The organism is Bradyrhizobium sp. USDA 4472 (genome assembly GCF_054058595.1).
The window spans coordinates 6,116,259-6,139,612 of record NZ_JBSSAM010000001.1 but is presented as its reverse complement, the minus strand read 5'-3'; the positions used below and the strand labels follow the sequence as shown (position 1 = coordinate 6,139,612).

Here is a 23,354-nt window from a genome sequence, read left to right as displayed (position 1 = left end):
GATGAGACATGACGACTGCCGTGACCATCAGTGACCGCGCCGCACGCCGGATTGGGGAAATCCTCAAGGGCGAAGGCACAGGCGCGATGCTGCGTATCTCGGTCGAAGGCGGCGGCTGCTCCGGCTTCCAGTACAAGTTCGACATCGACCGCGACCGCACCGACGACGATCTCGTCATCGAGCAGGACAACGCGGTGGTGCTGGTCGATTCCGCCTCGCAGCCGTTCCTGGCGGGATCGCAGGTCGATTTCGTCGACGACCTGATCGGCGCCTCGTTCCGCGTCAACAATCCCAACGCGACGGCATCCTGCGGCTGCGGCACCAGCTTCTCGATCTAGTCAGACTCGACATCTGCAAAACAACCCCATGCACAGTAGCCGGCGCGCCCGAACGGGCAATTTCGGCTTTTGCGAAAATCCGTTGACGCGTCGGGCAAAACACGGGTAAGGTGTCATCGTCGCATGGCCCGCAACAGGCGAAGCGCGCCCAGCCGGACGATGCCTCTTCAAGTCCGCAGCGGCGCCCGGTATTCGGCCGCGAGCGTCTCGTCGACCGAAGTGCGGCTCGCGAGATTGAACAGCGGCGTGAGGACGAGCGTCAGAACGAGGTTGAGGACCACGGCGTACAGCGCCGAATAACCGGGAAAGGTGAAGCCGCCTGCCGCAAGAGCATAGGTCGGAGTGAAGCTTGCGGCGATGAACATTGCGCTGCCTGCGGCGATTCCCGCGGCCCATCCGATGAGGAGCGCCCAATCGTTGAACCATCGCGTGTAGACGCCAAGCATCACGGCAGGGAGCGTCTGGATGATCCAGATTCCACCGAGGAGCTGCAGGTAGATCGCGAATTTCGATGGCACGAACACGATGAAGGCCAGCGCGCCGAACTTGACGATGAGCGACACCCACTTTGCCATCTGCGCTTCCTGCTTGTCGCTAGGGGCCGCGTTGATGAATTCGCGGTGAACGTTGCGCGTGTAGAGATTGGCGGCTGCGATCGACATGATCGCCGCCGGCACGAGCGCGCCGATGCCGATCGCGGCAAAGGCAATGCCGACAAACCATGACGGGAAGCTGTGCAGGAACAGGGCCGGCACGGCGAAGTTGTTGCCGAACTGTTTGAAGCCGGTCGCATATTCGGGGAGCGTGCTGACGCCCGCGGCAATCGCGAAGAAGCCGACGAGCGCAAGCAAGCCAAGCATCAATGAGTAGGCCGGCAGAAGGGCCGCGTTGCGCCTGACGGCATGTCCGCTGCTGGCGCTCAGGATACCCGTGATCGAATGCGGGTAGAGGAAAAGCGCAAGCGCCGATCCGAGCGCCAGCGTCGCGTAGGCGCCGTACGCGCCGGTCGTGTTGGCGCCGGGCGTGGCCAACAGCAGTTTCGAGGCAGGTACGGCTGCGAATATCTTCTCAAAGCCGCCAAGCTGTATGGGAACGGCGATGACGGCCGCGAAAGCCGTGATGTAGATCAGGATGTCCTTGACGATGGCAATCGATGCGGGGGCCCGCAGTCCGCTCGAATAGGTGAAGGCAGCGAGGATGATGAACGCGAGCAGCAACGGCAGATCGCCGGTGTAGCCTTCGCCGGAAACGCCCATTGCTCCGATCACGACCTGAAGCCCGACGAGCTGAAGCGCAATATAGGGCAAGGTTGCGACGATGCCGGTGACCGCGATCGCCAGTGCGAGCCAGCGATTGCCGAAGCGCCCGCGAACGAAGTCGGCGGCCGTGATGTAGTTGTGCCGATGGCAGACGTACCAAAGCCGCGGGAAAGCCAGGAAGAGAATGGGATAGGCAATGATGGTATATGGGACAGCAAAGAAGGCGACCGCGCCCGCTCCGAACGCCAGCGCCGGAACGGCTATGAAGGTATAGGCTGTGTAGAGGTCGCCCCCGATCAGGAACCAGGTGACGATTGTGCCGAAGCGACGTCCGCCAAGTCCCCATTCGTGCAGCTGATCGAGGTCGCCCTTGCGCCACCGTGCCGCGGCAAAGCCCAGCCACGTGATCAGGCCAAACAGCACCAGGAAGATGATCAAGGCAGTCCAGTTTACGTCCTGCACAACAGTCCTCCCGATTGGCCCTCCTCGTTGCCGTCTCCCCTGTTGTGCGGTCGCGCCCGCGCTCTAATCGTCCGTCGCGAAATATACGATTGCGGTCAGGATGGCTCCAATGATGACCCAGAGCAGCTGGTACCAGTAGAAAAATGGGATGCCGATGAGTTCAGGTTCGGCCACGTTGTAAAACGGTGGCCAGAGAACGGCGATGAACTGGATGAGCAAGAGCAGGTACCACCAGCTCCATCCGGCGCGCACGCCGTCCAATCGGCCAGTCGCTGCTTCCTGAATGCCTTGTCTCGAACCGACGGCATTCGACATGGGGCCTCCTTCATCGAGGTGCGCCAATTCCGGTCAATGATGCGGACGTAACGGCCTCGACAATCCCGGCAGTGAAAGCTGGAGCTCACCTTCCAGATACAGTTCCCACCGGCGCCGTCGGTGTAACGCATCGCCTGTTTGCGGGTTCCTCCCGCTTTCGCGAACCGGTTCTTCGATCGAACCAATCAGATTTCCGAACAAAATCGCGGGCGCAAAGGTAGCGACCTCCTCACGACCGGCGAAACGGGCTCACGGCTATGCCGGCGGAATCGATGCGCAGGAAGCTCTGCGGCGGAACAGAGTCCCAGCCGGTATTCGCGTCGTCGATCGGCTCGGACACGATGAGCGCATCGCGTCCGGACCCACGCGTGTTGACGTAGAGCGTCGGCGGGCGCAAATCGCTGGCGTAGCGGATCGCGTAGAGCTTCTCGCCGTCGGACATCGCCGCGGTGAGCCGCAGCGGTTCATTGACCGCGCTCGAGGCCATCTGCTGCTCGATCAGGTCGATAACCGCAGCGAACGCGCCCTCGACATCGGATGCAAACCCGAACGCCAGCAGGAGAAGGAAGATCACTTCGCTGTCGGTCGTGCCGTGGCGACTGGCGTAGTGGTCGTCAGGGATATGCGCCTCCAGGGCGCGGCGTAGGCGTTGCCAGCCGCCGATCTGGCCATTGTGCATGAAGAGATAACGATCCACCGCGAAAGGATGACAATTGTTGCGGATGGTCGCAGTGCCGGTCGCAGCACGCACATGCGCGAGAAACAGCGAGGAGCGAATCTGGTGCGCGATCGACAGCAGGTTCTCGTCGCTCCAGGCGGGCCGCACGTCGCGAAACAGGCCGGGCCGCTCGCGTTCGCCGTACCAGCCGACCCCGAAACCGTCAGCGTTGACCTCCGACTTGGCTTCGCGGCAATGCCGGCTTTGCGCGATCAGGCTCTGGCAGGGTTTTGCGATGAAGTCCTCGAGGAAGACAGGCGCGCCCAGATAGGCCAACCATCGACACATATGGCTCCCCTGCCCCTCGATCGCGGCGCTGGCTACTCGGCGGGCTGCAGCGCGTGGCCGCGACGGGTGATGCGCTCGTGCATCTGCCGGATCATGCGGCTGGCCGTGGTCTCGAACAGGCAGGGAATCACGGCATGCACCAGTGCCGCCAACGCAGCCCCGAACAGGCGCGCCGCGAAACCGAGCGCGAACAGGAAGTGTTCGCCATAGGATTCGTCGACGCTCTCAGGATGGGACAGAAACAGCCGGTGCAGGGTGGTTTGCATGCGGGGCTCCAGGGTGCGCGGTTCGCCTGCAAGACCTAGTGGATTCGAACCAAGAAAATGTCCCAAACATCACACGATTAGCGCCATACCTGTTGAATTTGGACGACAATTTCGTTTATTCTTGGGATAATGGATGAAACAGATCGCAAACTCCTCAACCTGATCCAGCATGACGCTGCCTTGTCGCTGGACGAGCTCAGCGAGCGCGCGGGACTTTCCCGCAACGCCTGCTGGCGCCGCATCAAGCGGCTGGAGGATGACGGCATCATCAAGGGGCGCGTGACGCTGCTCGATGCGAGCCGCATCAATGTCGGCCTGACCGCGTTCATCGCGCTGCGCACCACCGAGCACAGCGCGAGCTGGCTCGCGCAGTTTTCGAACGCCGTGCGCGACATTCCCGAGATCATCGGCGTCTACCGCATGACCGGCGATGTCGACTATCTGCTGCAGGCCGTCATCCCCGATGTTGCCGCCTATGACCGCCTTTACCAGCGCCTGATCGGGAGGATCACGCTCGCGGACGTGTCGTCGTCATTCGTCATGCAGGAGATCAAGGCGACGACGGTGCTGCCGCTCGACTATGCGCCGGAGCGGCGCGGGTAAAGTCGAGCGACGGCCAGGGGTCTCATGCCCACGATCGACCGGTTGTCGCGTCCCCGTGTCGGACCGGGCAATCAAGCGCCGGAGGGCGCACCTTCGCGCCGCCCTGCGATGGCAAATCTATCGTGCTTTCGGCATAAGCTGTCGTAGCTTCACGGCGAAGCAACAGTGCCGGCCTTCCGTGATCGACAGTGGCGCCATGCCGACGGCTTTCTCGACCAGAGCCCGCTGCAGGTCCAGCGCACCGGCGCCGGCAGCTGCATGATGTTCGATCGCGAGGCCAACACCATGGCCGTTGCGGTGATCACGATGTCGCACGACACCGCCGTGAGCATGATGAAACGCGCAGGCCCGTGCCAGCACGTGACGATCCCCGAGCTCGGCCGCGAAGCGTTCGGCGAGCATTCCTGCACCAAGGGCAACGGCAACGCCGTCAACATCTTCGTCTGGAAGAACGGCAGGCAGGCGTCGATCCTGTTCGCGCCGGTCAAGCCGCACCCGGAGTCCGGCTTGGTCGAGCACCTGCAGGCGGTCGCCGGGCGAGTTTATGGAAAACTGTGACGGCGCCGGCTTAGACCCCCGTCATCTGTCTTTCCTCATCCGTCCACTCGACCTCATCAGGCATCAGCTCCGGCTGGAGCGGCGCGTCTTTCGTCATCACGTGACCGTCCAACGCGCGCAGCAGTGCCGCGGCCAGCGCCGGCTTCCGAAGCGGTTTTGCCAGAAAATCCGACATGCCGGCCTCGCGGCAGATCCTGACGTCTTCAGGGAAGGCGTTGGCGGTCAGCGCGATGATCGGCAGAGCTCCGAAACGTCCGCCCTCGGCGCGGATCGCGCGCGTTGCGGCAAGGCCGTCCATCTCGGGCATGCGCACGTCCATCAGCACGATGTCGTAATCGCCTTCGGACACGGCCACCACGGCTTCGACGCCGTCGGTCACGACACGCAACTCGACGTCGAAGGCGCCCAGCATCTTGCTCACGACCATGCGGTTGACGGCATCGTCCTCGGCGACCAGCACCTTCAGCGGCCGGTCGAGGCTTGCGATGCGCGCCTTGAGATCGTCGGCTTCCTCGCGACCAGGATCCTGATCCGATATCTGCGCCTGGCTCCACGGCAGCACGAGCGTGAAGCGGAAGGCCGAACCCTCACCCGGCGTCGAGGTGACGCCGATGGTGCCACCCATCTGCTCGATGATGCGCCTTGAGATCGCAAGGCCGAGACCGGTGCCGCCGAAGCGGCGGCTGATCGAGGCATCGGCCTGGGCGAAGTCGCTGAACAGCTGCCCCAGCTTGCCGGGCGCGATGCCGATGCCGCTGTCGGTCACGATCCATTCGACTGTCGCGAGGAGGTCGCGCCGCGCCTGGCACGTCGCCTTGATCGTCACCTCGCCCGCGTCGGTGAATTTCACCGCATTGGAAGCGAGATTGAGCAGCACCTGGCGGATGCGCGCGACGTCGCCACGCAATGTCGGCGGCAGGTTTGGATCGAGCTCGACCTTGACGCTGAGACCTTTGCTCTTTGCGCTGGCGCGCGCGACATTCGCGATCGTCTCCACAAGCGTCTGCGGCGCGAAGTCGATCGCCTCGAACTGGAAACGGCCGGCCTCGAGCTTGGAGAGATCGAGGATGTCGTTGAGGATGCGCTGGAGGTTGTCGCCGGATTCGCGGATCGTGGTCACGGCCTCGCGCTGCTCGGGATCGAGGTTGGTTTCCAGCAGCATGCTGGCGAGACCAAGCACGCCGTTCATGGGCGTTCGGATCTCGTGGCTCATCACGGCGAGGAAATCTGATTTCGCCCGGCTCTCGGCCTCGGCCTTTTCCGCGCGCCAGCGCTCGGTGACGTCGCGGCCGAAGCCGCGATAGCCCAAAAACTGCCCGTCGCGGTCATGGGCGGGCTTCGCGGTCAGCGACCACAGCCGCGCTTCGCCGCCGGCGACGACCTTGAGGTTCATCTCGTGCAGCGGCTCGGCGTGCTCCATCAGGCCGACAACGTTAGAGGCGGCCGCCTTGTCCTCGGGGCAGAGCATGTCGAGCACGTCGGCGAAGTGGGATCCCTTCAGCAGCGGAAGCGGCAGTTGCGCGACGTCGGCGAACCGTTGCGGCACGTCGGTCAGATGCCCTTCGGCATCGGTCTGCCACAGCCAATCGCTGGCGTTCTCCTGAAAATCCTTCAGCAGCAGCGAGATGATCTCGGTCTGCCGCTCGAGCTCGAGCTGGGCCTTGAGATTACCGAGGAACAGATTGCCGTGCGAGACGATGTTGCGCGCCATGAAAAACGCGAACATCAGCAGGAACACCGCCGTCAGCAGATACGGCCCGGTGCCGCAGAGCAGCAGCGAACCGGCGCAGGCGATCGTCATGGTGGCGAGATAGACGAGGCCGGCGCGGGGGAAGGTCGATAGCGTGAAGGCGCCGCCGGACATCATGCCGACCATCAGGCAGGCCAGGATGAGCTGGCTGGTCGGCTCTATCAGGCTGAACAGCGCCAGCGGCAGCGCGCCCCAGATCGCGGCAAGGAAGAACGCCTGTCGCATTGTCTGCCGCGCGGCGTGCGCCGAGGCCTCCTGCGGCGGGCTCCGATGCGAGCGCCGCCACGCCTGCACTGCGAGTGAGGCGGTGACGGCAAGCGTCGTGCCCCAGATCGCGAGGAAGCCGTTCCAGCCGCGGCCCCAGAACAGGATCAGCACGATGGCGACGTTGAGCATGGTGACGGCCATCGTCACCGGGACGGCCCGCGTCACCGCGTCGATCTGCTTGGCGCGGATGCGGCGCAGCTCCCGCTCGCTGAGATCGGCGGTCAGCCCGTCCTCGATCTCGAAGCCGCCGAGCCAGTACAGGAACGCGCCGATCAGGCCGTCGCGCGGCCCGGTCAATGCTGTGGATTTGTCCCGCCATCCCATTCCAAGGAACCTTTTCGGTATCAATGACCTGCGGCCGGCTTAAGCCGGGTTAATTTTGTGGGAGTTTTTGCGGCGTCCTTGACGGGGGCGTTGGCGGTTTGTTCTAACCATGCCCCTTGGTCCGGAGCCCGCCGACATGCCCATCAGAGTTGCCACCTGGAACGTGAATTCGGTCCGGCAGAGGATTGATCTCCTCCTGACCTGGCTGAGGGAGTGTCAGCCCGACATCGTCTGCCTGCAGGAGATCAAATGCGTGGACGAGGCCTTCCCGCGGCTCGAGATCGAGGCGCTTGGCTACAACGTGGTGACGCATGGGCAGAAGACGTTCAACGGCGTCGCCCTGCTCTCCAAGCTCAAATTCGACGAGACCACATCGGGCCTCGCGGGCGACGACGAGGATGCGCATGCCCGCTTCCTCGAGGGCGTGGTGACGCTGAAGTCCGGCGTGCTGCGCATCGCCTGTCTCTATCTGCCCAACGGCAACCCGGTCGGCACAGAGAAATATCCCTACAAGCTCAAATGGATGTCGCGGCTTCTTGAGTATTCGAAGGAGCGTCTTCAGACCGAGGAGCCGCTGATCCTCGCAGGCGACTTCAACGTCATTCCGCACGCCCGCGACGTCCACAATCCCGCCGCCTGGACCGAGGACGCCCTGTTCAAGGCCGAGACGCGGGAGAGCTTTCAGTCGCTGCTCGGCCTCGGCCTGACCGATGCCTTAAGAGCCGTCACCGACGAGGGCGGGCTCTACACCTTCTGGGATTACCAGGCCGGCGCCTGGCAGAAGAACCATGGCCTGCGGATCGACCATCTCTTGCTGTCACCACAGGCCAGCGATCGGCTCGCCAATGTCGGCATCGATAGCTATGTGCGGGCCTGGGAGAAGCCGTCGGACCACGTGCCGGTGTGGGCGGATCTGGATCTGGAGGCGGCGTAAGGCCGCCTCACCGGATTACTCGCGGCGGCCCTGCACCCATTGCTCCAGCATTTGCAGGCACATGGCACGGTCGTCGTTCGACGCCTTGGCGAAGGCGCGGTTGTAGTTTTCCTTGATCCAGATCTCGTCGGCGCCGGCGCTGTCACGCGCGAGCGTCAGCCACATCAGGCCGCGCGCGGCCTGCCGCGGCAGGCGGTCGCCGTTGAACAGCATCTGTCCAAGCAGCGCCTGAGCCTCGTGCTGGCCCTTCTGGGCGGCAAGGCCGAGCCAGCGCGCGCCGTAGCGGAAATCCTCGCGCGAGGCGTCCGGCGTCTTCAGATACAGCCGGGCGAGATCGTATTGGGCATCCGCGTTGCCGAAATAGGAGGCGGCATAGGAGAACATCTCCCGCGCCCTGTCCGGGTCGGCCTTGACCTTCGAGTTCGGGATGCCGCTCAGATAGTAGCGGCCGAGCGCGACGAAGGCATTGGCCACCACCTGCGCCTGCGGCGCCGACGGGCTGTCCTCGGCATGCGCATTTGCGATCCGGGTGAAATAGTCGAAAGCACGCACATCGTCCTGGGCCACGCCGTCGCCGCTGGCGTACATGCGGCCGAGCTTCCACTGCGCAATGGGGTGACCGCCCTCGGCGGCATATTGCAGGGCGCTGAGCGAGCTCTCCGGGGTCGCGACCGGCGGCACGGACTTGCGCACAGTTCCTGCGGACCCCGGCAAACTGGTCACGACGGGAATGGTCGCATCTTTCGGATTGACCGGCGCGCCGTCAAAGGCGAGCGCCGGCGCGGCCAGCGCGACAGCCCCCAACACAAACGCAACTATGGCACGCCTAGATGTCCGCATAGCACTGTTTCTCGTGCGCGCCGCCTGGATGGGTTACTGCCCCATCGACCGCTGGTCCAACCTGCTGGGCATATTTCCAGAGCGCGCCCGACGTATGGTTAGTCGCGCGGGGGCTCCATTTGGTTTTGCGCTGAGCCAGCTCAGCGTCGCTCAAATTTACGTTAAGGATACCGGCAACGGCGTCGATCTCGATGATGTCGCCATCCTGCAACAATGCGATCGGGCCGCCGATCGCCGCCTCGGGCCCGACATGGCCGATACAGAAGCCGCGCGTGGCGCCGGAGAAGCGGCCGTCGGTGATGAGCGCGATCTTGCCGCCCATGCCCTGCCCGGTCAGCGCCGCGGTGGTCTGGAGCATCTCCCGCATGCCGGGGCCGCCCTTGGGGCCCTCGTAGCGGATCACGATGACTTCGCCTTCCCGGTAGGTGCGGTTCTGGACTGCCTCGAACGCGTCCTCTTCCCGGTCGAAGCACCTGGCCGGACCGGTAAACTTGAGGTTGGACATGCCCGCGACTTTCACGATCGCACCTTCTGGCGCCAAATTGCCCTTCAGACCGACCACACCGCCCGTGACGGTGATGGGCTTATCTGCCGGGTGCACCACGTCCTGGTGCGGATTCCACTTCACGCTTTTGAGGTTTTCGGCGATCGTTCGACCGGTGACCGTAATGCAGTCGCCGTGGAGAAATCCGTTGTCGAGCAGCGTCTTCATCAGAAGCGGGATGCCACCTACTTCAAACATGTCTTTGGCGACATAACGGCCGCCGGGCTTCAAATCCGCGACATATGGTGTCTTTTTGAAGATTTCGGCGACGTCGAATAAGTCAAACTTAATGCCGGCTTCGTGGGCGATCGCCGGCAGGTGCAGCGCAGCATTGGTCGAGCCGCCTGAGGCCGCAACCACGGCAGCCGCATTCTCCAGCGCCTTGCGCGTGACGATGTCGCGCGGCCGGAGGTTGGACGCGATCAGCTCCATCACCTTCTCGCCCGCGGTCATGCAGAATGCGTCGCGGATTTCATACGGTGCCGGGGCACCAGCGGAGTAAGGCAACGCAAGGCCGATGGCCTCCGAGACGGTCGCCATCGTATTGGCCGTGAACTGCGCGCCGCAGGCGCCCGCCGAGGGGCACGCCACGCGCTCGATCTCGTCGAGATCCTCGTCCGACATGGCGCCGACCGAGTGCTTGCCGACGGCCTCGAACATGTCCTGCACGGTGACCTGCTGCCCGCGGAAATTGCCGGGGAGGATCGAACCGCCGTAGATGAAGATCGAAGGCACGTTGAGACGGACCATCGCCATCATCATGCCCGGCAGCGACTTGTCGCAGCCGGCGAGCCCAACCAGGGCGTCATAGGCGTGGCCGCGAACCGTCAGTTCAACGGAGTCGGCGATGCATTCGCGCGAGGGCAGCGAGGAGCGCATCCCGTCATGGCCCATGGCGATGCCGTCGGTGACGGTGATGGTGCAGAATTCCCGCGGCGTGCCGCCGGCCGAGGCAACGCCCTTCTTCACCGCCTGCGCCTGGCGCATCAGGGAGATGTTGCAGGGCGCGGCCTCATTCCAGCACGAGGCGACGCCGACGAAAGGCTGGTGGATCTGCTCAGTGGTCAGACCCATGGCGTAGAAGTAGGACCGGTGGGGCGCGCGCGCAGGACCTTCCGTCACGTGACGGCTCGGCAGCCTCTGCTTGATGTTGGTCTTGGCGTCCATCACACGAGTTTCCTTGCCCAACCCTTTCAGACCCGAAAAATCAGAACCGCGATTTGAATCGACCTTGGGATTTTTTTCGCCGCCTGCAAGGGACCAGCACAGCCCCCGAAACATTCGAGTGATTTTATTCATGTTCGGGTGTGGCCAAAAAGCGGCGCTGATGCGAACCACCGGTAACGTCGGTTAAATCCCACAGGAATGTTGCAAGGGAAGCACAATCGTTACCGGGAAGACACGGGAGGTCCTACCGAGATACCTCGCAGGGGTGACAACGCACCATCTTGGATTTCATGACACGAGTGGCGCGCGCAATGTTGCGGCGACGACGCTCGGATCGTGATTCCGTCGGCACGACCCATCCATCGTTTGACAGCTATAGGGTACCCCCCTATCTTATCCGCATGTCTCACACGATCAAACACAAGTCGAAGCTCATCGGCCGCGTCAGGCGCATCAAGGGCCAGCTCGAAGCCGTCGAGCGCGCGCTCGAGTCGGAGATCGGCTGCGCCGACGTCCTGATGCTGGTGGCATCGGTGAAAGGCGCGATCAGTGGCCTGACCACCGAACTGCTGGAAGATCACATTCGCCATCATGTCGTGGATCCCGCGAACGAGAAGGATCCGGAGAAGGCCAAGGGCGCTGCAGACCTCATCGACGTCGTTCGAACCTATTTGAAGTGAACGCCATGACCGACCTGTCCTCTCTGCTCCAGCAGAGCAGCGCACATGCCTGGCTGTTCGTGCCCAGCGCCATCCTGCTTGGCGCGCTGCACGGTCTCGAGCCCGGCCATTCCAAGACGATGATGGCCGCGTTCATCATCGCCGTGAGGGGCACGGTGTTCCAGGCCGTGCTGCTCGGCCTGTCGGCGACCATCTCGCATACGGCGATCGTCTGGGCGGTCGCGCTCGCCGGGTTGTATTTCGGCCACGAACTATCGGGCGAACGCAGCGAAGCCTGGCTGCAACTGGTGTCCGCCGCCATCATCATCGGCATCGCCGGCTGGATGGTCTGGCGCACCTGGCGCGAGCAGAACCAGGACCACGATCATCATCACCATCACGACGAACCGCAGTCCATCTCGCTCGCGGGAGCCTCGCTCCTGCTGGAGGTGTTCGAAGACGGTGTGCCGCCGCGCTGGCGTATCAGGAGCGGGAACGGCACGCTTCCCTCCGCCGATGAGATCACGGTGACCACCATCCGCGAGGATGGCGCGGAGCAGATCTTCGCGTTCGCTGCACACGACGGATACCTCCAAAGCGTCGAAGAGATCCCCGAGCCGCATGCGTTCAAGGCGCGCATTACACTTGCAGGCGACGTCACCGAGCGCCTGTTCGAAGAGCACGATCACGATCACATGAATCTCGGCGACGAGGATGACGCGCATGCCCGCGCCCATGCCGCGGACATCCGCAAGCGCTTTGCAGGGCGCAACGTCACGACGACACAGATCGTCCTGTTCGGTCTCACGGGCGGGCTGATCCCCTGTCCCGCCGCGATCACCGTGCTGCTGCTCTGCATCCAGCTGAAACAGTTCAGCCTCGGCTTTGTCCTGGTGCTGTCCTTCGGCATCGGGCTCGCGATCACGATGGTGTCAGCAGGCGTTCTGGCCGCCCTCAGCCTCCGGCATGTCGAACGCCATTGGAGCGGCTTCAGCCGCTATGCGCATCGCGCCCCCTACGTCTCGGCGGCCCTGATCGTCTTCGTCGGCCTCTACACCGGCTGGACCGGATTGCACGAGCTGATGGCTTGAGCGACCTGGCGTCTTGCGGTTTCCTCGGGATCCCGCATAGAATGCGGCCGAGGGGACAAGGCAGACTCCCCGTGAGACTTCGGTCCAAGTCTGCGCAGCACGCAATTCGTGGAGCTTGCGCATGGACCCAAAATCCTCTCACCGGTATTCGGTAGCCATTGTTTCGCGGGGCGACGCCGACGCGCGCCGCGACACCACCGTTCAGAACAGCCGCTTCGTTCGCGTTTTCGAAGCTCTCGCCGCCGCCGGCATCGCGGCGCAACCGGCGATCTACGACGAAAGCTTTGCCGATGCAGTCCGCGATCAACTGCTCGGTGTCGACGGCGTGCTGGTCTGGGTCGATCCGATCCATCAAGGCAAGACGCGCGCCGATCTGGATGCCCTGCTGCGCGACGTCGCGGCGCGCGGTCCGTGGGTGAGCGCGCATCCCGACGTCATCCTGAAGATGGGCGTCAAGGAGGTGCTGTACCGCACCCGCCATCTCGGCTGGGGCGCCGACACCCACTGCTACGAGAGCGTGGCGGCTTTCAAAACCGAATTTCCACGGCGCCTGCGGGCCGGCGGGCCGCGCGTGCTCAAGCAGAACCGCGGCAATGGCGGCCAGGGCGTCTGGAAGGTCGAGGCGCTGCCGAACGCGCTTCCGACGGTTCGCGTATTGCAGGCGCAGCGCGGCAGCTTGCCCCAGGACATGCCGCTCGATGCTTTCCTCGCGCGATGCGAACCGTATTTCGGCTGGGGCGGCTGCATCATCGATCAGCCGTTTCAAGCTCGCCTCCCCGACGGCATGATCCGCTGCTACATGAGTGCAGCCGGCGTCGCAGGCTTCGGCCACCAGTTGATCAAGGCGCTGATCCCGCCGCCGACGGAAGGGCCTGACTCGCCCGAGGCCCAGCCGGGCCCACGCATCATGCACGGCCCGGACGCACAGCCATTCCAGACGCTGCGGCGGCTGATGGAGGACGAATGGACGCCGCAGATGATGAAGCTGCTGGCCATCGACGAGGCCTCCCTGCCGGTGATCTGGGACGCCGACTTCCTCTACGGGCCGCGCGATGCCGACGGCGCCGACACCTATGTCCTCTGCGAGATCAACGCGAGCTCGTGTTTCGCGATCCCCGACGAGGCGCCGGCGGCCATCGCGCGAACCGTGCGCGAGCGGCTGGTGGGGGCCGGTCGATAGCTATTTCTCGAGAGGGCGAACACCGCGCTGGTCAGACCGCCGAGCAGCGTCCAGAACACCAGGCTCGTCATCGTCACCGCGGTGACGAACTGATGCGACAGCGATGACGGCACGTTGGTTTCAATATCGGCGAGATCAGGCGCGCCGATCAGGTGCGGCAGGATCAGCAGGATCACGGCCGGCGACGGCGCAGATCGCGCCATGACCGGTGATGGGAAAGACCAGCGACGCGATGTCGTCGCGCCAATGCACCTCGCTACTCAAGCTCACGCGCGCCACGTGAGCACCACGGATGATCGCACCACGGATCATCTCCTGGCGACAACCCTATCACAAGCATCGACGAATTCCGCCAGAGGGCGCAATCAGGGCCGCCCCCGCTCCGCGCGCGCCTTGATCTTGGCACGCTCGCCAGCATCCACGAGTTGACCAATGCCGGTGCGGCCCGTCAGCGCACAGCGGATAATGTTTTCGGCCACCAACCTGCGAAAGCCACGATCCTCGCCAGCGGGGCGATGGCGGCAAACCCGGTCCAGCGCCAGCTTCATGTTGATCCGTGTGCGGGTGTCGAAATGTTCGCTGATCATGCGCCCAGTCTCGGTGCGTTTGCTGTCGGGGCAGAAACGCTGCGAGGGGTGGTCGCGTTCCAACCCATGCTCGCCCTCTTGAGCCGAGACGGGCGCGCTAGACCCGACACCGGCGGGCTACGCCCGCCCTCTTGGTCGCTGGGCCTGGCTCCAGGCCGCGGTGACGTCTCGCGGCGGAACGTCGAGGCGCTTGATTGGGGTGAGCTCCCCGGAGGCGGAGATGATGGCGGTCTCTTCGCGTCGGCAGCGTGGGCACACGAAAAGCACCTCATGCGGCTGGGCCGACCAGCTCATCCGTTTCACATTGGCCGCCATCGGCCATGCCTCGCATTGCGAGCAAGACACCAGAAACCGACCGGGATCGAGCATACCCATTCCATAGGACTCCGTGTCCACCCCCCCTTCTAATGACTAACCCATGCCAATCGTTCCGGTGTCTTGGCACCGCCGCGCGCACTCAGCGCTCGCTGTTCCCCGGTCGCGGCCACATCCGCGCCAGCGTTCCATCCCGCATCACCACCGCGTGCCAGACGGTTGCCGCGATGTGCAAGGCCACGACGGCATAGACGAGCAGCGCCAGCGTGTCGTGCGCGACCTCCCCGGCATGGGCGATCTCAGGGCGTTCAGCCACCAGGCGCGGCCAACTGAACGTCCAGAAGTATTTCAACGAATAGCCGCCGGCCGCAGAGAATGTGTAGCCTGTGAGCGGCATCGCGAACAGGATGAGATAGAGCGCGACATGATTGAACCTTGCTCCGAAACGCACCAGCGCGCCGAACGACGATGGCTCGGGCGGCGCCTTGGTCGCCGCGCGCACCATCAGCCGCAGCACCGACAGGAACAGCAGCGTCATGCCGAGCGATTTGTGCAACTCCAGCAGCTCGCGGCGTGGTGACGTGCCTGGCGGCTGAAGCCCGCAATAGAGGCCGATCAGCATGGCTGCGATGAAGAGCACCGCCGTTGCCCAGTGAATCCTGCGCAGCAGCGGCGCGTAGGCCGTTGTCATTTCCAGGGACATCAGGCTTCGTCGGCAATTCGGTTACGAAGCAGGCCGACCTTGTCGATCTCGACCTCGACGACATCGCCGGCCTTCATCCAGATCGGCGGAGTGCGCCGGGAGCCGACGCCGCCGGGCGTGCCTGTTGCGATGACGTCGCCGGGCTCGAGCCGGGTGAATTGCGAGCAATATTCGATCTGGCGCGGAATGTCGAAGATCATCTGGTCGATCGTGGCGTCCTGCACCACCTCGCCGTTGAGCCGGGTCTGAAGCCGCAAGGGACCGATATCGCCGACCTCGTCGGGCGTCACGAGATACGGGCCGAAGCCGCCGGTCGCTGGAAAATTCTTGCCCGGCGTGAACTGGTGGGTGTGGCGCTGATAGTCGCGCACGCTACCCTCGTTGTAGCAGGCATAGCCGGCGACATGGCCCCACGCCTCTGCGCGCGAAATGTAGCGGCCGGGCTTGCCGATCACGACCGCAAGCTCGCCTTCGAAGTCGAGCTGGGCCGAGACCTTCGGCCGGATGATGTCGGTGAGATGACCGGTCTGGCTGTTGGCGAAGCGGCCGAACACGGTGGGGTTCTCGACCTCCGTGCGCCCGGTCTCCTTGCGATGGTTCTCGTAGTTCAAGCCGATGCAGAGGATCTTGTCGGGGTTCGGGATCACAGGCAGGAAGGCAATCCTCGCCAGCGGATGGCGCTTGGCGCCTGCGGCAGACTTGGCCGCCTCGGCCAGGCCACCTGCCGCAATCGCCGATTTCAGGTCGGGGTAGCGTCCCCCAAGGACGGCGCCGAGATCGGCCACGCTGTCGCCGTCCACCAGGCCCCACGAGGCGGCGTTGTCGATTTCAAAGCTTACGAATTTCATGTGGTGTCCTTGACGTTGGGATCGGCCGTTCAGGCCGACGTGGCAGGAAGAATAGTAGCTGAAGACGCCGGCGAAGAGGTCTTCGCAAAACGCGCGATGGTCCGCTCCGGGAATATGAGTGCGAAGGCGGCAACCGCGCCGACGAACCTGGAGGCGGTGGTGCGCGGCTCCGGGCGCATGATCGATGCGGCCTTTCCAAACTCCTCCGTCAGGCCACTGCCCGGGCAGACCGGGCCTGGCTTTCTCGATCGCGGTTTCCTCACGCGATCATTCACCGTTTAATTGCACAAAACATCCTTTGCAATTTACACATTTTTGGAATGCTGATCAGATGTATGTGATACCGAGCCGTAAGCTGAGCGAACAACGGAGACTTGAGCGGTGGACTTGACTGCGGCGCCCTCCTTGCCCGCGCCATCAACGCAGGCGAGCCATGTCTATGAGCGGTTGCGCGAGGACCTGCTGTCCGGACGCCTCGCCCCGTCGCGCAAGCTGCAGATGCGATTTCTGACAGAGGCCTATCAGACCGGTCAAACGCCGCTGCGCGAGGCGCTCAACACCTGACCGCCGACGGATTGGTCGAGGTCCGCGAGCAGCGCGGCTTCCACGTCAAGGATGTCAGCCGCGCGGAGCTTGCCGAGCTGACCAAGACGCGCTGCTGGGTCGAGGCGCTGGGGCTGCGCGAGTCCCAAGCTGCACCGCATCTACCACCACACCTTGATCGGCCAGTGTGGATCGCAATCCCTGATCACGTTCTGCGGCCGGCTTGCCGACCAGCTCTATCGCTACCGTCGGCTGTCGATCCGAAAGGCCTTTCCCTCGCGCCACGTCGCTGACGAGCATGCGGCGATCACGGATGCGGTGCTGAATGGCGATCCCGACAAGGCGGTGAAGTTGCTCACGGCGCACTACCAGCGAACGGCCGATGTCATTCTTCAGGACGAGGCCATTTTCCCGGAATTGCGGCGCGAGCCGGCACGCAGTTGATTGGGCGCGCCGCCCTTCATCCTCAGTGCGCGCCCCTCAGCGTGCAGGCCGTGGTGCACGTGACCGTATTGCCGTGGTCGCACGATTTGCAGGCGGCAACGCACTGGTTCATGTCGCGGGGATTGTAGGAGCCGTAGCTGCGCATCGGACAAATCGCAGTCGAGCCCGTGACGTCCTGCTCCTGGTTACAGGCTGCCGTCAGGAACGCAAACAAGATCACCGCCAACAGACGCATGGGAGCAAACCATCAAACGAGCTACGTTCGCGGCAACGTTGCAGCGGCAACCTTGCCCCAGGCATTCCCACCGCCGGGAACCGCACTGCGCTGCTCCCTGCTTCCCCTCGAGGATGCAGCTCAATTATTAAGAACGGATTGCGACCGGGCGACTTCTTGCGATCAGACGGAAGCCCCGCATCGCGCCTCGCTCAGCCGGGAACCCCGGGCCACCTCGAGCGGCAGCCTTTTCAAGCGGCAGCCTTTTCAAGCGGCAGCCTTGGCCGCGATCGCCTGGCGCATGTCTACCGCGAGCTGGCGGTACTGCTCGCCGAGCCTCAGGTAGAATTCGCGCTTTTTGCTGTCGGTGGCGAGCTTGGCGATCAGTTCGCATTCGGCGGTGAGCGTCTCGAACCGCTCCAGCCTGTCCTCATGTTCTGTCATCGGCGTATCCCCATCAGACGCCTTAGGGACGGCAAACCTAAGCCCGGAAATTACGTCACGGCGAACATCGTTATAGGATAGAATCAATTATTCACGCGCGACGGCTATTTGCCGTCCATCCGCCAGGCGCCGTCCCAATCGGCCGCAGGCGGACTGGCCTCGAACTGCGCGGTGCGGGCGAGCATCGTGCGCGACGGGCCATCGCCGGGGATGCTCTCCAGCGCTGCGTTGAACGCGGTGCGTGCGTCGTCGAAGCGGCGCGCGCGATAGGCGGCAAGGCCCTCGGCGTAGCGCGCGCGCAGGCCCTCCTGTGCCTGATCAAGTGCAGCCGCCCGGCCCATCACTTCGAACACCGGCTGCGGCGTGTTCTGCCCCACCACGGCAAGGCGATCGATCTCGCGCAATTCGAGCCGCGATCCGATCGCCTCGGCCGTGGCCTGCGAGATCAGGATTCGGGTACCGTAGACCTTGTTGGCGGCCTCCAGACGCGAGGCGAGATTCACAGCGTCGCCCATCACCGTAAAGCTCATCATCAGCTCGGAGCCGATGCTGCCGGTCAGGACCTCGCCGGTGGCAATGCCGATGCGCAGGTCGCAGGGTACCGGCATGGTGCGGATGCCGAGCAGATCCGGGAGTTGCTTCTGCAGCGCCGGCACCTGGTCGGCCATGTCGATCGCGGAGAGGCCCGCGAGCAGCGCCTGCTCGTCCTCCTCGATGAAGGGCGGGCCCCAATAGGACATGATGGCGTCGCCGATATATTTGTCGATCACACCGCGGTTGTGCCTGATAGGGCCGGACATCACGGTGAAATAGTGGTTCATCACCTTGACGAGGCCGCGCGGAGTCATGCCTTCGCTCATCGAGGTGAAGCCGCTCATGTCGCAGAACATGATGGTCATCACCCTGCGCTGACCGTCGATGGCGACGTCGGGCTTGTCGATCAGGCCCTGCACCACCTTGGGATCGATGTAGCGGCCAAAGGTCTCGCGAATGCGCTCGTTGTGGCGCAGCTGCTCGATCATGCGATTGAAGGCGGCGGCGAGCTGGCCGATCTCGTCTTGCGTCGAGACGGTGATGCTCTTGTCGAAGCGACCCGCCTCGACCTCGCGCGCCCCGGCAAGCAACAGCCGCACCGGACGCGTGATGCCGCTGCTGACGAGCAGCGCGAACACAAATCCAACCACGGCCGCCAGGATGGTGACGATGCCGGAGATAATCAGCGCCTGCCGCTGATGGCCGATCACCGTCGACGTACTCGCGAAGACCTGCTTGAGCATGTCGGCGCGGATCGCATCGATCCTCTGGTTGAACTGGTCCCTGATGACGTCGAGGTGCTCGAGCGTACCGCGCGCCTCCGGCATCTGCCTGGCATCAATCTGCTTGAGGAGCTTGGCGTGATCCTCGTTCATGCCGAGCCGCAGTTCGGTGACGGCAGTCTCGATGCGGGTGTCGATCCGCGCCAGCGCGGCATTGTCGGACGGCGTCCTGGTATCGTCGATGATCGCGTTGATCAGCTTTTGCGCGGCCGAGGTCTCTTCCTCGATCTTCCGATCGGCTTCCTCGAACTCGTGCAGCCGCGCGGCGTAGGCCTGCTCGTCCGTGGCGTCCTGCATCTTCACCATGACCATCCGCCGCAACGCCAGCGCGCGCTCCAGCGAGCGGATATTGGCGCGTGCCAGATCGCTATAGGCCGGGATGTAGCGGTTGGTCAGTTCGTCCAGGAGGACGCCGACCTGGCTCGACATCACCATCGACAGGATCGAGGTGACGAGCATCAGGACGATCAGCCCGAGGGCGATGCCGACGATCTTGCGCCGGATCGACTGGTTGAAAAGCGGCATGAGGTGCGGGCAAAGGGGTGAAAACTGGTCCGGGAACTCAATACACCGGATTCCCCCGGGGGAACACGCGCAATCGAGACGCTCGCGGCGCTGGGAGCCACCCGCACCCGTCGCGCGAGGCCGGATCGTTAACAAAGGCTGAAGCCGCTGCGCCCTCCGCCGTGGCGGTTCCCAAGTTCCAATCCGTATTTTGCCGCATTGTTGCGGGAGCGTGAGCAGTGCGAAACGATGTTTTTTGGTGTCGTTCTTGATTCGCAAGCCGCATGTCGTCGCGGACCTTGGTTTGTAGTGGTTTCGCAGGGGGACCATCGAATGAACCAGTGCCTACGCTCGCTCGCGTGTGTCGTTGCCGTGGCCGCTTTGGCGCTCCTTCCCGCCGAGCTGGCGGCAAAGAGCGGCCACAAATCATCCGCGTCGAAGAAGACGCATGAGGCGAAGGCCGGCAAGCCGCGCCATGCCGCCGGCAGCCGGCACGGCAAACACGCCGAGGCCAAGCGCAAGTCGAAGAAGCCGGAGGTCGAGCCCGCCGACAAGCCAGCGCCGCCGGCGCTGACGGGCGACCTCGCAGCGCTGAAAGACGCCATCGACCTCGCACGCAAGGGCAAGACCGATGACGCAAGCGCGGCGCGCGACCGCATCGCCGATCCCGCCGGACAAAAGCTCGCCGACTGGTTCATGCTGCGCCATTCCGAGAGCACTGCGCCTTTCAAGCGTTACGCCGCCTTCCTCGCCGCCAATCCGGACTGGCCGAGTGCTGCGCTGCTGCGCAAACGCGCCGAGGCGCGGCTGTGGCAGGAGAAGAGCGATGCCGCCACCGTGCACGCCTTCACGATGGACCGGCCGATCAGCGCCAAGGGCAATTTCGCGCTCGCGCGCGTGCTGATCACTGAGGGCGACAGCGGCAGGGCCGCGCGTCTGGTGCGCGAGACCTGGCGCTCGGAGGAATTGTCCGAACGCAGCGAGGAAGATTCTTACGAAGCCTTCCACGATCTCCTGACCCCTGAGGATCATCGCGCCCGCATGGACATGCGCCTCGGGGCCAGGGATTACGCCGGCGCACGGCGTGCCGCAAAACGTCTCGGCGACGGCGCGCTCGCGATCGTCAAGGCCTGCGCTGCCGTCAACGGCAAGGCCGACAAGGCCAAGGATTATCTCGAGGACGTGCCCGCCGACGCACGCCGCGACCTCGGCTATGTCCTGTGCCGGGCGCAATGGCATCTCCAGAAGGACCACATCGACGATGCGGCCGAAGTGATCCTTGCAGCCGCGCCTGAGACGATGGCGGACCAGGACACCAACGCGTGGTGGCGCGAAAGGCGCCTGCTGGCGCGAAAGCTGCTCGACCAGGGCAAATTCAGAACCGCCTACGACGTGGTACGAACGGCCGCGGTGCCGGAGATGGAGGTCTATCGCGTCGACTATCACTTCATGTGCGGCTGGATTGCGCTGCGCTATCTCGACGATCCCAAAACCGCGATGGCGCATTTCGCGGCGATCGACGAAGGCTCCGCCAATCCGATTGCGTTGTCGCGCGCCCATTACTGGCGCGGCCGTGCGGCCGAAGCCATGGGAGCCACGGCCGATGCGCGCATGAGCTACAAGGCCGCCGCGCGCTATTCGACGGCCTATTACGGCCAGCTCGCCCGCGCCAGGCTCGGCCTCGATGGAATCGAGCTGCGCGCGCCCTCACCCGTGCTGGCCGCTGCCGACACCCCTCACGCGGACGAGCGCGTGCGCGCCGCCGACATGCTGTACGGCATCGGCGAGCGCGACGTGGTGGTCTACTACGCCGAGGATTTCGCCAAGGAGAGCACCGACGTCTCGGCGCTCGAAGCGCTCGGCGAACTCGCCAGACAACATAACGATGCGCGCGTCATGCTGGAGGTCGGCAAGTCGGCGCTGGCACATGGGCTCGCGCTCGACCATTACGCCTTCCCAACCATCGGCATCCCCGAGCACAAGCAGGTCGCGCCCGCGATCGAGACCAGCGTGATCTATTCGGTGGCGCGCACCGAGAGCTCGTTCGACCAGCACGACAAATCCGCCGCCAATGCCGTCGGCCTGATGCAGGTTACGCCGGAGGCCGGCCGCGACACCGCAAGGCGCTTCGGCGTGACCTTTGATTGGGACAGGATGGTTTCCGATCCCGTCTACAACACGCAGATGGGCGCAGCAGAGCTCAGCGCGCTTCTATCGGAATATCGCGGCAACCAGATCATGACCTTCGCCGGCTACAATGCCGGCCGCGGCCGCGTGCGCGAATGGGTGCAGGCGCACGGCGACCCGCGCGACCCCAGGGTCGATCCGGTCGACTGGGTCGAGCGCATCCCGCTTTCGGAGACGCGCAACTACGTCCAGCGCGTGATGGAGAACGTGCTGGTCTACCGCGCGCGGTTCGAGGGCAGCGGCATGGTCGCCGGCAAGAGCGACCAGCGCGTGGTGACACACGAAATCAGCGCAACAGCCCCCGTGGCTGCCGCAGCACCCGCTCCCTAGCCGGCGCCGCCGGGGCTGGACGCCGGCGCCATGCGGGATTGCGTTGCTGCGGCTTCCACGCGAGTGCGGTCGCGCAGCTAGGTGTCACCTCCCTCCGTCGTGATCAGCTCGCGACCGTCCAGATATGCGCCGGCCAAGGCTCTCGCGAAGGTCCAGCCCAGCATCGTGCAGCTCCAGCATGAGACGGCACTCAGGACCGCCAACATCTCGATCATGTTCCAGGCAGCCGGTCCCTTGCGCCCAGGCATCCACCACGGCGTCAACAGCGTCGCGAGTTCGCCTCGCCGATAGCAATCATAGTCACAGTAACGCAGCTGCGTCCGCGCGTGACGGACGTAGCCCGACTGGATCAACCGCGAGCATGTGCTGCACGTCGCCGCGCTTGACGGGGGCTCGTGATTGACCAGCACGAATTTCATGACGCCGCCCTCACGCGATCTTCCGCGAAGGTCTCGCAGAACAACGCGTAGCACTGATAATCGCAATACGGCAGACGGGTCGCCATATCGCGGAGATAGCTGCCGCCGATCGCCTCGCAGCACTGCATGCACCAGGTCTGCCGGGACGGGGTCCGGCCATTCACCAGCACGAAGGCGAATTTCATGTCGCACCTCCCAAGGCGAAGCAGTAGACGCTGTCCAACGGAGACAGTGCCGGCGGTGGGGCGCAAAGATGGTTTCGGCCGTCCGGATTATCCCTGTTGCGTTCGACTTTTTGCGGCGGAACCGGGATATATCTTCCGTCCTCCCTGCGCCGCGCATAGATCTGGCCGTCGACGTATTTGATGTCGGTCGGATAGCAGTCAGCGCTGTTGCAGCAACTGAGGCTCGGGTTGTCAGGCATGCGCCAGGTCGAATAGAATTTCTCGTGCAGCGCCTGGTCCTGGGGTGGATGCTGGCGATGAACGGCACCGTTTCCCGTCTCCTGCGCCTGGATTGTCGCGGTGGAGCAGAAGAGAAAGATCGAGCACAGGAGCTTGCATGAGCGGTTCAAGACATGGGCTCCCGGATCAGGCCTGGCGAAACGATGTCAGCTCTCTAGTTCAGTCTCACGCGCACTGAGCTCGAAACAACCACCGGCGGTCGCGTTCCCGGCGTGTGCGGAAGCGGTCGACGCACTTCCTGGAACAGAGCGCAGTGCGCCACGAGTAGTAGCGGATCAAACCAAATTTGCCGCCGCACACCGCACAGCCTTTTGCTGAAGAGCACGCTCTGGACTCGGATTGGCCAACCTCAGGAAGTACGGATGCATCACACATTGTTGTCTCCCTTCGTTGCTTGCCATTGCGCTCGCTTGCGACTGGCTGATCGACATTCCCGGATTGGTCGTGAGGTTAGTCCGGTGGCCACGAAGCGC

Annotated in this window: 27 protein-coding genes and 1 pseudogene; 10 read left to right on the top strand and 18 right to left on the bottom strand. The window is 64.1% G+C overall.

Annotated elements, in window-relative coordinates; all coding sequences use genetic code 11:
* Nucleotides 1-8: 8 nt before the first annotated feature.
* Complete coding sequence (gene erpA, locus ACVWZ4_RS28865; protein WP_027559340.1) at nt 9-338, top strand: iron-sulfur cluster insertion protein ErpA; 330 nt, start codon at nt 9-11, stop codon at nt 336-338.
* Nucleotides 339-505: 167 nt separating this feature from the next.
* On the opposite strand, the gene mctP is transcribed toward erpA, so the two are convergent.
* The 4 genes from mctP to ACVWZ4_RS28845 all read right to left on the bottom strand — a co-directional run bounded on the left by mctP (nt 506) and on the right by ACVWZ4_RS28845 (nt 3,646).
* On the bottom strand, nt 506-2,059 hold the full coding sequence (gene mctP, locus ACVWZ4_RS28860; RefSeq protein ID WP_456741665.1) for a monocarboxylate uptake permease MctP: 1,554 nt from the start codon (nt 2,057-2,059) through the stop codon (nt 506-508).
* Nucleotides 2,060-2,122: 63 nt separating this feature from the next.
* On the bottom strand, nt 2,123-2,311 hold the full coding sequence (locus ACVWZ4_RS28855) for a DUF3311 domain-containing protein (protein WP_456742281.1): 189 nt from the start codon (nt 2,309-2,311) through the stop codon (nt 2,123-2,125).
* Between the two features lie 292 nt (nt 2,312-2,603).
* Nucleotides 2,604-3,380, bottom strand: a complete 777-nt coding sequence (locus ACVWZ4_RS28850; RefSeq protein WP_456741664.1) for a class II glutamine amidotransferase — start codon at nt 3,378-3,380, stop codon at nt 2,604-2,606.
* Nucleotides 3,381-3,412: 32 nt separating this feature from the next.
* The gene (locus ACVWZ4_RS28845; protein ID WP_456703702.1) at nt 3,413-3,646 is read right to left on the bottom strand and encodes a DUF6356 family protein; all 234 of its coding nucleotides are present in this window, start codon (nt 3,644-3,646) and stop codon (nt 3,413-3,415) included.
* Between the two features lie 129 nt (nt 3,647-3,775).
* Here ACVWZ4_RS28845 and ACVWZ4_RS28840 point away from each other — a divergent pair, with 129 nt between their 5' ends.
* Nucleotides 3,776-4,249 (top strand): Lrp/AsnC family transcriptional regulator, encoded by a 474-nt coding sequence (locus ACVWZ4_RS28840; RefSeq protein WP_456735232.1) that lies wholly within the window; start codon nt 3,776-3,778, stop codon nt 4,247-4,249.
* A gap of 165 nt (nt 4,250-4,414) precedes the next feature.
* Nucleotides 4,415-4,807, top strand: a complete 393-nt coding sequence (locus ACVWZ4_RS28835; protein WP_456741662.1) for a hypothetical protein — start codon at nt 4,415-4,417, stop codon at nt 4,805-4,807.
* Between the two features lie 10 nt (nt 4,808-4,817).
* Here the strand turns inward: ACVWZ4_RS28835 and ACVWZ4_RS28830 are convergent, their stop codons facing one another.
* Nucleotides 4,818-7,148 (bottom strand): ATP-binding protein, encoded by a 2,331-nt coding sequence (locus tag ACVWZ4_RS28830; RefSeq protein ID WP_456741661.1) that lies wholly within the window; start codon nt 7,146-7,148, stop codon nt 4,818-4,820.
* Between the two features lie 136 nt (nt 7,149-7,284).
* Here ACVWZ4_RS28830 and xth point away from each other — a divergent pair, with 136 nt between their 5' ends.
* Nucleotides 7,285-8,082, top strand: coding sequence for an exodeoxyribonuclease III (gene xth, locus ACVWZ4_RS28825; RefSeq protein WP_456703706.1), 798 nt, complete (start codon nt 7,285-7,287; stop codon nt 8,080-8,082).
* Between the two features lie 15 nt (nt 8,083-8,097).
* Here the strand turns inward: xth and ACVWZ4_RS28820 are convergent, their stop codons facing one another.
* Both ACVWZ4_RS28820 and ilvD read right to left on the bottom strand, forming a co-directional pair.
* Nucleotides 8,098-8,922, bottom strand: coding sequence for a tetratricopeptide repeat protein (locus tag ACVWZ4_RS28820; protein ID WP_456703707.1), 825 nt, complete (start codon nt 8,920-8,922; stop codon nt 8,098-8,100).
* Entirely contained in the window at nt 8,909-10,633 is a 1,725-nt protein-coding gene (gene ilvD, locus ACVWZ4_RS28815; protein ID WP_456703708.1) for a dihydroxy-acid dehydratase, read from the bottom strand. The genes ACVWZ4_RS28820 and ilvD overlap by 14 nt, the downstream gene beginning before the upstream one ends.
* Nucleotides 10,634-11,034: 401 nt before the next feature.
* Here ilvD and ACVWZ4_RS28810 point away from each other — a divergent pair, with 401 nt between their 5' ends.
* The 3 genes from ACVWZ4_RS28810 (at nt 11,035) to ACVWZ4_RS28800 (ending at nt 13,563) form a co-directional block, all read left to right on the top strand.
* Nucleotides 11,035-11,313 carry a metal/formaldehyde-sensitive transcriptional repressor gene (locus ACVWZ4_RS28810; protein WP_456703709.1) on the top strand — a complete coding sequence of 93 codons (279 nt, stop codon included), beginning with the start codon at nt 11,035-11,037 and terminating at the stop codon, nt 11,311-11,313.
* A 5-nt stretch (nt 11,314-11,318) separates the two neighbouring features.
* A complete protein-coding gene (locus tag ACVWZ4_RS28805; protein ID WP_456741660.1) occupies nt 11,319-12,383 on the top strand; it encodes a nickel/cobalt efflux transporter in 1,065 nt (354 codons plus the stop codon).
* Nucleotides 12,384-12,504: 121 nt separating this feature from the next.
* Nucleotides 12,505-13,563, top strand: a complete 1,059-nt coding sequence (locus ACVWZ4_RS28800) for a Cj0069 family protein (RefSeq protein WP_456741659.1) — start codon at nt 12,505-12,507, stop codon at nt 13,561-13,563.
* On the opposite strand, the gene ACVWZ4_RS28795 is transcribed toward ACVWZ4_RS28800, so the two are convergent.
* From ACVWZ4_RS28795 to ACVWZ4_RS28775, 5 genes are all read right to left on the bottom strand, one after another.
* A complete protein-coding gene (locus ACVWZ4_RS28795; RefSeq protein ID WP_456741658.1) occupies nt 13,455-13,739 on the bottom strand; it encodes a CbtA family protein in 285 nt (94 codons plus the stop codon). The two genes, ACVWZ4_RS28800 and ACVWZ4_RS28795, sit on opposite strands and share 109 nt — an antisense overlap.
* Entirely contained in the window at nt 13,699-13,833 is a 135-nt protein-coding gene (locus ACVWZ4_RS28790; RefSeq protein ID WP_456705367.1) for a hypothetical protein, read from the bottom strand. The genes ACVWZ4_RS28795 and ACVWZ4_RS28790 overlap by 41 nt, the downstream gene beginning before the upstream one ends.
* 95 nt (nt 13,834-13,928) lie before the next feature.
* Nucleotides 13,929-14,213: a hypothetical protein gene (locus ACVWZ4_RS28785; protein ID WP_456741657.1), complete on the bottom strand. Its 285-nt coding sequence runs from the start codon at nt 14,211-14,213 to the stop codon at nt 13,929-13,931.
* Between the two features lie 394 nt (nt 14,214-14,607).
* The gene (locus ACVWZ4_RS28780; RefSeq protein WP_456703713.1) at nt 14,608-15,168 is read right to left on the bottom strand and encodes a cytochrome b; all 561 of its coding nucleotides are present in this window, start codon (nt 15,166-15,168) and stop codon (nt 14,608-14,610) included.
* Nucleotides 15,168-16,016, bottom strand: coding sequence for a fumarylacetoacetate hydrolase family protein (locus ACVWZ4_RS28775; RefSeq protein WP_456703714.1), 849 nt, complete (start codon nt 16,014-16,016; stop codon nt 15,168-15,170). The genes ACVWZ4_RS28780 and ACVWZ4_RS28775 overlap by 1 nt, the downstream gene beginning before the upstream one ends.
* Before the next feature lie 3 nt (nt 16,017-16,019).
* Between ACVWZ4_RS28775 and ACVWZ4_RS28770 the strand changes: the two genes are divergently transcribed.
* Nucleotides 16,020-16,298 (top strand): hypothetical protein, encoded by a 279-nt coding sequence (locus ACVWZ4_RS28770; protein WP_456703715.1) that lies wholly within the window; start codon nt 16,020-16,022, stop codon nt 16,296-16,298.
* Between the two features lie 99 nt (nt 16,299-16,397).
* Nucleotides 16,398-17,003, top strand: a pseudogene (locus tag ACVWZ4_RS28765) (GntR family transcriptional regulator).
* 22 nt (nt 17,004-17,025) lie between these two features.
* Here the strand turns inward: ACVWZ4_RS28765 and ACVWZ4_RS28760 are convergent.
* The 3 genes from ACVWZ4_RS28760 to ACVWZ4_RS28750 all read right to left on the bottom strand — a co-directional run bounded on the left by ACVWZ4_RS28760 (nt 17,026) and on the right by ACVWZ4_RS28750 (nt 19,502).
* Nucleotides 17,026-17,238, bottom strand: a complete 213-nt coding sequence (locus tag ACVWZ4_RS28760; RefSeq protein ID WP_456703716.1) for a hypothetical protein — start codon at nt 17,236-17,238, stop codon at nt 17,026-17,028.
* A 246-nt stretch (nt 17,239-17,484) separates the two neighbouring features.
* Nucleotides 17,485-17,661, bottom strand: coding sequence for a hypothetical protein (locus ACVWZ4_RS28755; protein ID WP_456703717.1), 177 nt, complete (start codon nt 17,659-17,661; stop codon nt 17,485-17,487).
* A 104-nt stretch (nt 17,662-17,765) separates the two neighbouring features.
* Nucleotides 17,766-19,502, bottom strand: coding sequence for an adenylate/guanylate cyclase domain-containing protein (locus tag ACVWZ4_RS28750; protein WP_456703718.1), 1,737 nt, complete (start codon nt 19,500-19,502; stop codon nt 17,766-17,768).
* 312 nt (nt 19,503-19,814) lie between these two features.
* Between ACVWZ4_RS28750 and ACVWZ4_RS28745 the strand changes: the two genes are divergently transcribed.
* Entirely contained in the window at nt 19,815-21,998 is a 2,184-nt protein-coding gene (locus tag ACVWZ4_RS28745) for a lytic transglycosylase domain-containing protein (protein ID WP_456703719.1), read from the top strand.
* A 77-nt stretch (nt 21,999-22,075) separates the two neighbouring features.
* Here ACVWZ4_RS28745 and ACVWZ4_RS28740 read toward each other — a convergent pair whose 3' ends face one another.
* The 3 genes from ACVWZ4_RS28740 to ACVWZ4_RS28730 are packed head-to-tail and all read right to left on the bottom strand — an operon-like array spanning nt 22,076 to nt 22,991.
* Nucleotides 22,076-22,417, bottom strand: coding sequence for a hypothetical protein (locus ACVWZ4_RS28740; RefSeq protein WP_456741656.1), 342 nt, complete (start codon nt 22,415-22,417; stop codon nt 22,076-22,078).
* On the bottom strand, nt 22,414-22,602 hold the full coding sequence (locus tag ACVWZ4_RS28735) for a hypothetical protein (RefSeq protein WP_456703721.1): 189 nt from the start codon (nt 22,600-22,602) through the stop codon (nt 22,414-22,416). The genes ACVWZ4_RS28740 and ACVWZ4_RS28735 overlap by 4 nt, the downstream gene beginning before the upstream one ends.
* Entirely contained in the window at nt 22,599-22,991 is a 393-nt protein-coding gene (locus tag ACVWZ4_RS28730; protein WP_456703722.1) for a hypothetical protein, read from the bottom strand. Before ACVWZ4_RS28730 ends, ACVWZ4_RS28735 begins: the two co-directional genes overlap by 4 nt.
* Between the last annotated feature and the right edge of the window lie 363 nt (nt 22,992-23,354).

Coding starts and splice junctions, on each gene's coding strand:
- erpA (WP_027559340.1), top strand. CDS start 9: ATGACGACTGCCGTGACCATCAGTGACCGCGCCGCACGCCGGATTGGG.
- ACVWZ4_RS28850 (WP_456741664.1), bottom strand. CDS start 3,380: ATGTGTCGATGGTTGGCCTATCTGGGCGCGCCTGTCTTCCTCGAGGAC.
- ACVWZ4_RS28845 (WP_456703702.1), bottom strand. CDS start 3,646: ATGCAAACCACCCTGCACCGGCTGTTTCTGTCCCATCCTGAGAGCGTC.
- ACVWZ4_RS28840 (WP_456735232.1), top strand. CDS start 3,776: ATGGATGAAACAGATCGCAAACTCCTCAACCTGATCCAGCATGACGCT.
- ACVWZ4_RS28830 (WP_456741661.1), bottom strand. CDS start 7,148: ATGGGATGGCGGGACAAATCCACAGCATTGACCGGGCCGCGCGACGGC.
- xth (WP_456703706.1), top strand. CDS start 7,285: ATGCCCATCAGAGTTGCCACCTGGAACGTGAATTCGGTCCGGCAGAGG.
- ACVWZ4_RS28820 (WP_456703707.1), bottom strand. CDS start 8,922: ATGCGGACATCTAGGCGTGCCATAGTTGCGTTTGTGTTGGGGGCTGTC.
- ilvD (WP_456703708.1), bottom strand. CDS start 10,633: ATGGACGCCAAGACCAACATCAAGCAGAGGCTGCCGAGCCGTCACGTG.
- ACVWZ4_RS28810 (WP_456703709.1), top strand. CDS start 11,035: ATGTCTCACACGATCAAACACAAGTCGAAGCTCATCGGCCGCGTCAGG.
- ACVWZ4_RS28805 (WP_456741660.1), top strand. CDS start 11,319: ATGACCGACCTGTCCTCTCTGCTCCAGCAGAGCAGCGCACATGCCTGG.
- ACVWZ4_RS28800 (WP_456741659.1), top strand. CDS start 12,505: ATGGACCCAAAATCCTCTCACCGGTATTCGGTAGCCATTGTTTCGCGG.
- ACVWZ4_RS28780 (WP_456703713.1), bottom strand. CDS start 15,168: ATGTCCCTGGAAATGACAACGGCCTACGCGCCGCTGCTGCGCAGGATT.
- ACVWZ4_RS28775 (WP_456703714.1), bottom strand. CDS start 16,016: ATGAAATTCGTAAGCTTTGAAATCGACAACGCCGCCTCGTGGGGCCTG.
- ACVWZ4_RS28760 (WP_456703716.1), bottom strand. CDS start 17,238: ATGCGTCTGTTGGCGGTGATCTTGTTTGCGTTCCTGACGGCAGCCTGT.
- ACVWZ4_RS28755 (WP_456703717.1), bottom strand. CDS start 17,661: ATGACAGAACATGAGGACAGGCTGGAGCGGTTCGAGACGCTCACCGCC.
- ACVWZ4_RS28750 (WP_456703718.1), bottom strand. CDS start 19,502: ATGCCGCTTTTCAACCAGTCGATCCGGCGCAAGATCGTCGGCATCGCC.
- ACVWZ4_RS28745 (WP_456703719.1), top strand. CDS start 19,815: ATGAACCAGTGCCTACGCTCGCTCGCGTGTGTCGTTGCCGTGGCCGCT.
- ACVWZ4_RS28740 (WP_456741656.1), bottom strand. CDS start 22,417: ATGAAATTCGTGCTGGTCAATCACGAGCCCCCGTCAAGCGCGGCGACG.
- ACVWZ4_RS28735 (WP_456703721.1), bottom strand. CDS start 22,602: ATGAAATTCGCCTTCGTGCTGGTGAATGGCCGGACCCCGTCCCGGCAG.